At 41.0% G+C, this 7,940-nt stretch carries 7 protein-coding genes and 2 pseudogenes; all 9 read right to left on the reverse strand.

All coding sequences use genetic code 11. The features are described from left to right. Positions 1–482: pseudogene (locus A9957_RS08240) on the reverse strand (IS1634 family transposase); the annotation flags it as partial. Positions 483–754: 272 nt separating this feature from the next. Then, positions 755–1,414 (reverse strand): epoxyqueuosine reductase, encoded by a 660-nt coding sequence (locus A9957_RS08245; protein WP_292343844.1) that lies wholly within the window; start codon positions 1,412–1,414, stop codon positions 755–757. 57 nt (positions 1,415–1,471) lie between these two features. After that, positions 1,472–2,263 (reverse strand): ABC transporter ATP-binding protein, encoded by a 792-nt coding sequence (locus A9957_RS08250; RefSeq protein WP_292343847.1) that lies wholly within the window; start codon positions 2,261–2,263, stop codon positions 1,472–1,474. After that, on the reverse strand, positions 2,256–3,176 hold the full coding sequence (locus A9957_RS08255) for an ABC transporter ATP-binding protein (RefSeq protein ID WP_292343849.1): 921 nt from the start codon (positions 3,174–3,176) through the stop codon (positions 2,256–2,258). The genes A9957_RS08250 and A9957_RS08255 overlap by 8 nt, the downstream gene beginning before the upstream one ends. Continuing rightward, positions 3,177–4,010, reverse strand: coding sequence for an ABC transporter permease (locus A9957_RS08260; RefSeq protein WP_292343851.1), 834 nt, complete (start codon positions 4,008–4,010; stop codon positions 3,177–3,179). After that, positions 3,991–4,941: a nickel ABC transporter permease gene (nikB, locus tag A9957_RS08265; protein WP_292343852.1), complete on the reverse strand. Its 951-nt coding sequence runs from the start codon at positions 4,939–4,941 to the stop codon at positions 3,991–3,993. Before nikB ends, A9957_RS08260 begins: the two co-directional genes overlap by 20 nt. Positions 4,942–4,943: 2 nt before the next feature. Next, entirely contained in the window at positions 4,944–5,720 is a 777-nt protein-coding gene (locus tag A9957_RS08270) for a class I SAM-dependent methyltransferase (protein ID WP_292343854.1), read from the reverse strand. A gap of 10 nt (positions 5,721–5,730) precedes the next feature. Next, entirely contained in the window at positions 5,731–7,242 is a 1,512-nt protein-coding gene (locus A9957_RS08275) for an ABC transporter substrate-binding protein (protein ID WP_292343856.1), read from the reverse strand. A gap of 538 nt (positions 7,243–7,780) precedes the next feature. Beyond that, positions 7,781–7,940, reverse strand: a pseudogene (locus A9957_RS10630) (IS1634 family transposase); the annotation flags it as partial.

The following is a 7,940-nucleotide window of genomic DNA, read 5'->3' on the forward strand; positions in this document are numbered from 1 at the left end:
CCCAGTGTGATCTGTTTCTTATCTGGCCTGTGGTCACGACTGTATCCATATTTGCCTAATGGTGATTTATCACCATGTAATACGATACTTGTCCAGTCCATGTTGATATTGGTATGTTCAAAATTATATCTTGCAAACAGTCTGTCCTGGATATCGGAAATAATCGTTTCACGATTATTTCCCAGAGTTTCAAGAACCCTGTACAGGGTTCTTTCACTGAATTCAGGAAGAGTAAAAGTGTCAAGGACTTCCTCACGATTGATCCATTCATGAGCTTTACTTATGCTGAAATTATCCGTCAGTTTGTAACTTACAAGGGCTTTGAGCAAATCGTTGATATCAATCCCATTCTTCTTGTGTTTACCAAAAACTGAAGGAAGATCGAGGATTTCGTAAAGTTGGTTTACAGCCAAGACGGTTCCGATAGGAAAGCATATATTCTTGTTAGGAATTATCTCATATGTTCTTAGTTTTGTTTGCATTTTGATCCAATACAGCAAAGCTAAGAACACTATTATTACTTTTGACTGTCAAAGTCGGGGAACAATTATTTTTCCAAAACCAGTTTTAGTAATATTTGTCTCCTGACAGGAAATGGTCTACAAGTTGTGATATGTCAACCACATTTACATTTGTGACTGCAGAAATTCCTGCGAATTATTCTTCGACAACTATAACTAATTTATGTAATTATACTTGATATAGCACGGCTTTCATCCCCTACCTTACGGAAGGGGACTTCTCGCCTGTTTAGTTAAACTTCACAAACATATTTTTGCGTCCATGGACAGGCAATAATACATCTGCCGCAGAGTGGGTGATCAAAATTTATTTTCTTGGAAGCTCTTTGACATTCCCTGTAACATTGCTGGATGTCTATGATTTCCTCCCTGTGAACAGATGGATCCCATTGTTTACCGGTGGGTGCATTCACAGGACACGTGTCGATGCATTCACTACAATTTCCACAAAGAGATTTTCCCATAGGGTTTCCTGCTTTGAGGGGAGCGCCGGTAAATACGGTATTAAGACGCAGGGCACTACCAAATTCCTTTGTTACAAGAAGGTCACATTTACCCACCCATCCAAGTCCGGCTTTTGTGGCCGTGGTTTTATGAGGGAATTCGGCTTCCAGTTTATTCTCATTAATATCCGATGTACTTGCAGTCATGGAAATAGCGTTATAGCCCATATGCTGCAATTTTTTTTCAAGCTTCATCCCAATAGACGTAAGTTTTTCATTGGCCATATTGCATTCATCAATATAGGCCTGGTGTGGACCAGAGTCAAGCTTTCTGATAACTTCCCTGTCAAGGGCGAATCCAAATACAATGGCATGTTTTAAGTCAGGATAGGGATGAGCTGGAGTATTTTCCAGATATGCTATACCCCATATCGATACATTTTCAGACAAGAAATTCGTGATGACGGATTCAACGTTTTGCATAAACAAGCTTCCTATTTTTGCAATTCACTTTGGACTATGGCTATTTAGGGAAAGTTTGGACATGCTTGCGATTAATTCTTTTGTATAAGGACTTTGAGGATTATGAAAAATCTCATTGGTATCATTTATTTCAACAAGTTTTCCGTCCTGCATGACAGCAACCCTGTCTGCGATTCTTTTGACAAGCGCCAGGTCATGGGATATAAAAAGCAATGTCATATCCATTTCTTTTTTCAGTGTTTTGAGTAATTGAAGTATCTGAGCCTGTACCGAGACATCCAGGGCCGCAGTAATTTCGTCTGCAATCAGCAAATCTGGATGAAGGGCTATTGCACGTGCTATAGCAATCCTCTGATTCTGTCCCCCACTCAACTGATGCGGGTGTCGATGCAGGTGCTCTTCAGACAGGCCTACATGATCCAGTAATTGGAATACCCTTTTCCTGACTTTATCCTCATTTTGACCTTGCAGTCTTAGAGGTTCAGCCAAGGAATCGTATATGTGATGCCTGGGATTTAAAGATGTATCCGCATTCTGGAATATCATCTGTACCTTCGTGTGGAGATAATAGAGAGTTTTCCTGTCAGGAAATGTAACATCTCTTCCTTCCAATATAATCTTTCCATTATCGGGGTTTTCCAGATTTACAATACATTTTGCAAGCGTTGTTTTCCCACAGCCACTTTCTCCTACAATGCAAAGTGTTTCATGTTTATTAATCCGAAAAGAAATATTATCAAGTACTTTGATTCTTTTTTTCCTGAAAGGGATAGTTGAGAAGGAATAACTTTTGTCAAGTGTTTTTACTTCAAGCACAGGCAAAACACCTCACATATCTCTCCCCTTCTATCTTTTCCAGCTGCGGATGCTCAGTTTTACATTTCCTGCAGGCCAATACGCAACGTGGATGGAAGCGACATCCCTGGGGTCTCTGTGTAAGCTGTGGAGTAAACCCTGGAATTGGTATCATTTCTTTTTCCGGGTGTGAGGCTAGCAATTGACTGGAATAGGGATGAAGTGGTTTTTCAAAAAAACTGTGTACAGGTGCGATTTCCACCAGTTCTCCTGCATACATTACCGCTATTTTATCGGAAAGATTGTAAGCTACATTAAGATCGTGTGTTATTAACAGGATAGAACGTTCTGCATGTAATTTGGATAACATTTCCACAATCTTTAATTTCACAGTTACATCAAGCCCATTGGTTGGCTCATCAGCTATCAAAATTTCAGGATTGGTTGCAATCCCCAGGGCAATTGCAAATCTCTGTTTCATTCCCCCACTTAACTGGTGAGGATACTGGGATAGCCTGCGCAAAGGATTCTTTATGCCTGTTTTTTTCAGAAGGGAGACTATTTTGTCCCTTGATGCGGGCTTGTTCGAATACTTGAGAGTTTCATATAACTGTCCATACATCGTGAATACCGGATCAAGGGAAGTTGAAGGATTCTGGAATACCAGGCCAATCTTATTGCCCCTGATCTTTCGCCATTCCTTTTCCTTCAATGATAGGATTTCTTCTTCCTCCATATGCACCTTTCCAGAAACCCTTGCATCACGGGGAAGCAGCCCCAACAGGGAATTTGCAAGTAATGATTTACCACAGCCAGATTCCCCAATTATTGTGAAAGTTTCCTTATCAAATATATCCATATCCACAGAATCAACAGGCATTATAAGTCCTTGGGGGGATTCAAATGTCACTTTCAGGTCCCTTATACTCAACAATCAGAATAACCTCCAGCGCTGTTTTGTATCCCTTGGATCAAAAATATCTCTCAATCCATCCCCGAGGAAATTAAAGCCCATGACAGTTATTACAATAAATATCCCGGGGAAAAACATTACATGGGGAGCAGATTGTATGAAGAGCCGGCCTTCATTGACCATCATTCCCCATTCCGGAGCAGAGGATACACCCAATCCCAAGAAACTCAATCCGGCCGCTGCGAGGATTACATTTCCCATACCAAGGGTTGAGATTACAAGCAAGGGGGATGTAATATTTGGCAAGATATGATGACGTAGTATATATGGTGCCTTAGCTCCCATCATTCTTGAGACTGCAATGTAATCCATGTTTTTCACCGCCAGAACAGAGCCGCGGCTAACTCTTGCATAAGCAGTCCATTCAACTATCGATAAAGCTATTATCAATCCGGCCATGTTGCCTTTGAATATGCCGGCAATCGCAAGAGCAATAAACATACTGGGAAATGCAAGGAAACCGTCGACAAATCTCATCACGGTTTCATCTACAATACCTCCGGCATAAGCTGACATTGAACCAATTAAAGTGCCGGCAATAAAAGATATACCTATCACAGAAGCTCCTATAAACAGGCTTATACGGGCAGCAAACAGAACCCTGCTTAAGATACATCGGCCCAGATGATCGGTCCCAAAAGGATATTCTGAAGAGGGAGATAACAATCTCTGATCAAAATTCGTTTTTTGAGGTTCATGGGGTGCCAGCCACGGAGCTGCCAGTGCAAGGAACACTACTGCACCAATGAGAATAAGGCCAATAATCATACTTCTGTTAAATATTCCCTTTATCATACCTCAACCTCGGATCAAGATAGGCATAGGAGATGTCCACTAGAAGATTGATGAGAACAAATATTCCCGCCACAAAAAGGAGAGTGCCCTGTATCATGGGATAATCCCTGCTATATATTGAATTGACCATCAGGCTCCCTATACCGGGCCATGCAAATACTGTCTCAATAATAACCGAACCGTTTAGTAGGTAGCCAAAACTCAATCCCATCATGGTAACTACCGGTATGAAAGCATTTTTCAGAGCATGCTTTCCAATGACAATATATTCCGGCAATCCCCGGGCTCTGGCTGAAAGGATGTAATCATGATCAAGCACGTCTAAAAGACTGGAACGCATCAGGCGCATGAGTACTGCTGCCGATGAAGTCCCCAGAGTTAGAGCAGGTAGTATCATGTGAGTGATATCGCCTCCATCACCATAACCTCCCACAGGCAAGATATCCAAGAAGAGAGCAAATACAAGAATCATCAGATAACCCTGCCAAAAGTTTGGGATGGATACGCCAAAAAGAGAGATAAATCTGCTCAGGTCGTCTTTCCATGTATCTTTTGCCAGTGCAGCTATTATACCTCCCGGGATGGCAATCAATAACGTGAATATCATGCTTACCAAAGCTAATTTAAAAGTTGCACCAAAGTTGTGCAGGATGGCTTTTGTCACGGGTTGATCGGTCATGTAAGAATAACCCAAATCGCCAGAAAGAACATGCATTAACCATGTCCCATATTGTATATGGAGCGGTTGATCAAAACCCATCTCTTTTCTGAACTCTTCTACAACTTGAGGATCCGCCACACCATCAGGACCTGTAAGTAATAATTCAGCAGGGTCTCCCGGAGCAATATGTATTATTGAAAAGCTTATTATTGAAACTAAGAGGAGTGTGGGAATCAGGAATATCACTCGTCTCATCAAATAAGCAAACATAATCATTTATCCTGTTTAGAGGAAGTACCGGATATCAGGAAGAATGTATCTGTATTCAGGGGTCTCAGTAGTGGGTGCATGTTTTTTAAATTATATTTATGTATCAATGGTAACGAATCGATTTGCATATCCTCAAAACCTGCTTTTTCAAAGAGTGGTCTGATACTTTCGGGTTTTACATTCGAATAAAGGGGCAGGGAAGGGTGTAGAGAGGAATAATATTGATTGAATTTGCCCTGCCGCAACACTCCTGTGGTAGGGTCCCTGTAAGTTATTCCTTGAAGTACTTTTCTGATTCCACGCTTGAGTTTTTTTACAGGTGATGGATCAAACCAGTTTCCATCAATCGCAATAATCTTTCCGCCGGGACGAAGGACGCGGTTCCATTCCTTAAGCGTATTTTTTGGGTCAGGAAGGGTCCAGAGAAGATATTTACTTACCACCACATCAAAACTTGAATCATCAAATGACAGGTTTTCTGCATCTCCTTTTTTAAACTCAATATCCAGATTGTGCCTAATAGCTTCTCTTCGGGCTTTTTCCAGCATTGACTGCGAGATATCAATAGCAGTTACCTCATGACCCATATCTGCAAGTAGAAGAGCCAAAAACCCCTTCCCTGTACCTATATCAAGTATTTTTAGCGGACCAGCCCCCAGATAGGGAGAAAGACTCTGTTTCCAGAGCTCTCTTTCTTCTTCTCCCAGGGATGTGGCGCCGTTAGTGTAACTTGTACTGCGCCAATCCCAGTATTCTTCTATTTGTTGTTTTACAGTCATTTCTGCCACCTTATTCCAATCTCACGTCTTCAGTCAGGAAGGTTATTTCATTGGGATAAATAGTGAAACCCTGAACTTCTTCTGAGGTACCCACAGTTTTGCGATAATAGAATACAAAAATTTCGGGGCACTCTTCAAATACTTCCCTTTGTACATTATTGTAGTATTCCAGACGCTTATCATTGTCCATGGTCGTACGTCCCAGTTCCAGCCATTCATCCACAGTCTCATTGGAGTAACCCGTCCAACCTGCATATTTGCTGTCTGAAGCAAAATGCTGTGACAGGAAATAATCCGGATCTCCTGTAGGTGCTACTCCCCAGGCATAAAGGCCGAGGTCATAGTTGCCGTTACTCATATCTGCACTAAGGGCTCCACTCTCAAGTATTATTGCCTCACTTTCTATTCCTATCTCCCGGAATTGAGCAGCCATTGCCTCTGCAGCAGGTTTCATCTCAGGTCTTGACGCATAGGTTTTTATGTTGAGGGAAAAGGTTTCTCCTTCATAATCAAGCATACCATCCCCATCAACATCCTCGATACCTGCCTGTGCCAGCATTTTGAGGGCTTTTTCAGGATTATGCTCATAAGGGTCAAGCTGTTCATTTGCAGACCAGCTAAACAGGGAAGGGAATACTCCGACTGCAGGTGAACCACTCACACCTTCAAGTGCAGCATCTATGACCTGCTCTCTGTCGATTGCATAGTTGATAGCCTGTCTTACATTTATATCATCCAGAGGTGCTTTTCTGGTATTTACATACATGAATCCGGTTCGCATGGTTTCTTCGTTATGTATGTTGATGTCATCCTTTGCATCCAGCCGAGCAACTTCTGCCGGAGGTATGCCATCTGCGATCTGTACGTCTCCTCCTTCGAGTTTGAGGGACCTGGTTACAGGATCGCTTACATAGTTAAACACCGCAACATCAGGTTGTGGTTGTCCTGACCAGTAATTATTATTCTTTTTGACAACCAGTTCTATTCCCGGTTTAAATGATTCAAATGCGTAAGGACCGGTGCCGGAAGGAGATGTTGCAAGATTGTTTACATTTGGATTTACGATTGAGACGATCGGGTCTGTCAGACTTGCAATAGTAGGTGCATAGGGTTTTTTTGTGGTGATCAATACTGTATAATCATCGAGAGCCTTTACATCCTCTATAAAGTCATACTGGCTACTGCGTGTATTATCAGGATCTCTTACTCGGTTTATCGAATATACGACTGCCTCTGAGGTCATGGGTGTACCATCATGGAATGTCACATTCTCCCTGAGTGTTATTCGCCAGGCAGTATCGTTTATGGCCTCATAGCCGGTTGCAAGTTCAGGTATCATTTCCATATTTTCATCATAACTGAACAGTGTTTCATATAATCCGGCTTCTCTAACATACCAGCCAACCCATCTGGAGGAAGGGTCAAGACTATCTGAAGGCCCAAACGTCTGTGCAATTTCAATTGTTTTTGCCTGAGTCTCATTTTCATTAATATTATTGTCTTCATTTTGTTGCTGATCCACACATCCAGCAATCAAAATAGAAATAATGCATAACAAAATAATCAGATAAGTGTTACTTTTTCTTAAATCTATCATCGATATCACAATTACCTCAATTTGTTTGCCGTTATATTAATATTACGAATGGATCAGTTCGTAACATCAAATGCTGCAGTATTTAACCTGGCCAACCGACTTGGTAAATACAATTCATCTTGTAGTTTAATAAAGAATAGTGGCAATAAGTGATTCGAAAATTAATTTCTTTTAATGTCTTATTGTATTGCCTCTTAATGTACCCTAGTGAATATACAACACAGGATTTCAGATAATCCTGGAAATTCAGAGATGCATAGCTGTACATTGAACCAGATGACTGTTTGATTGATATTCAAATCCTTCTTCAGGAAGAGAAAAGACAAAATTACAAATTGATTTGTAACCCAAGTTTGACAGTATCCACTCCTTGCTGAAGATACCGTCTCCTCTTTCAACCTAAAAATTTCACATTTTTGTCAGGAAAAACCATTTGACAGTATCAACAATTTCACGTCAATTTCTACGATTTCATCTTTTTTTGCCTTAAAATCAGTGTATTTATGGCATCAAAGTTAGCGTAAATGTACCTTTTTGCCTTATTTTTCATGTAATCCACGGTAACTGTCAAATTCAATAAGCTATTTTTAATGAATTTTGTAGACTTAGATTTGAGTTCATCG

The organism is Methanohalophilus sp. DAL1, from assembly GCF_001683555.1.
GTDB lineage: Archaea > Halobacteriota > Methanosarcinia > Methanosarcinales > Methanosarcinaceae > Methanohalophilus > Methanohalophilus euhalobius.

Excerpts from the sequence above, each read along its gene's own strand:
- A9957_RS08260 (WP_292343851.1), bottom strand. The coding sequence starts at position 4,010 with ATGATAAAGGGAATATTTAACAGAAGTATGATTATTGGCCTTATTCTC.
- nikB (WP_292343852.1), bottom strand. The coding sequence starts at position 4,941 with ATGTTTGCTTATTTGATGAGACGAGTGATATTCCTGATTCCCACACTC.
- A9957_RS08270 (WP_292343854.1), bottom strand. The coding sequence starts at position 5,720 with ATGACTGTAAAACAACAAATAGAAGAATACTGGGATTGGCGCAGTACA.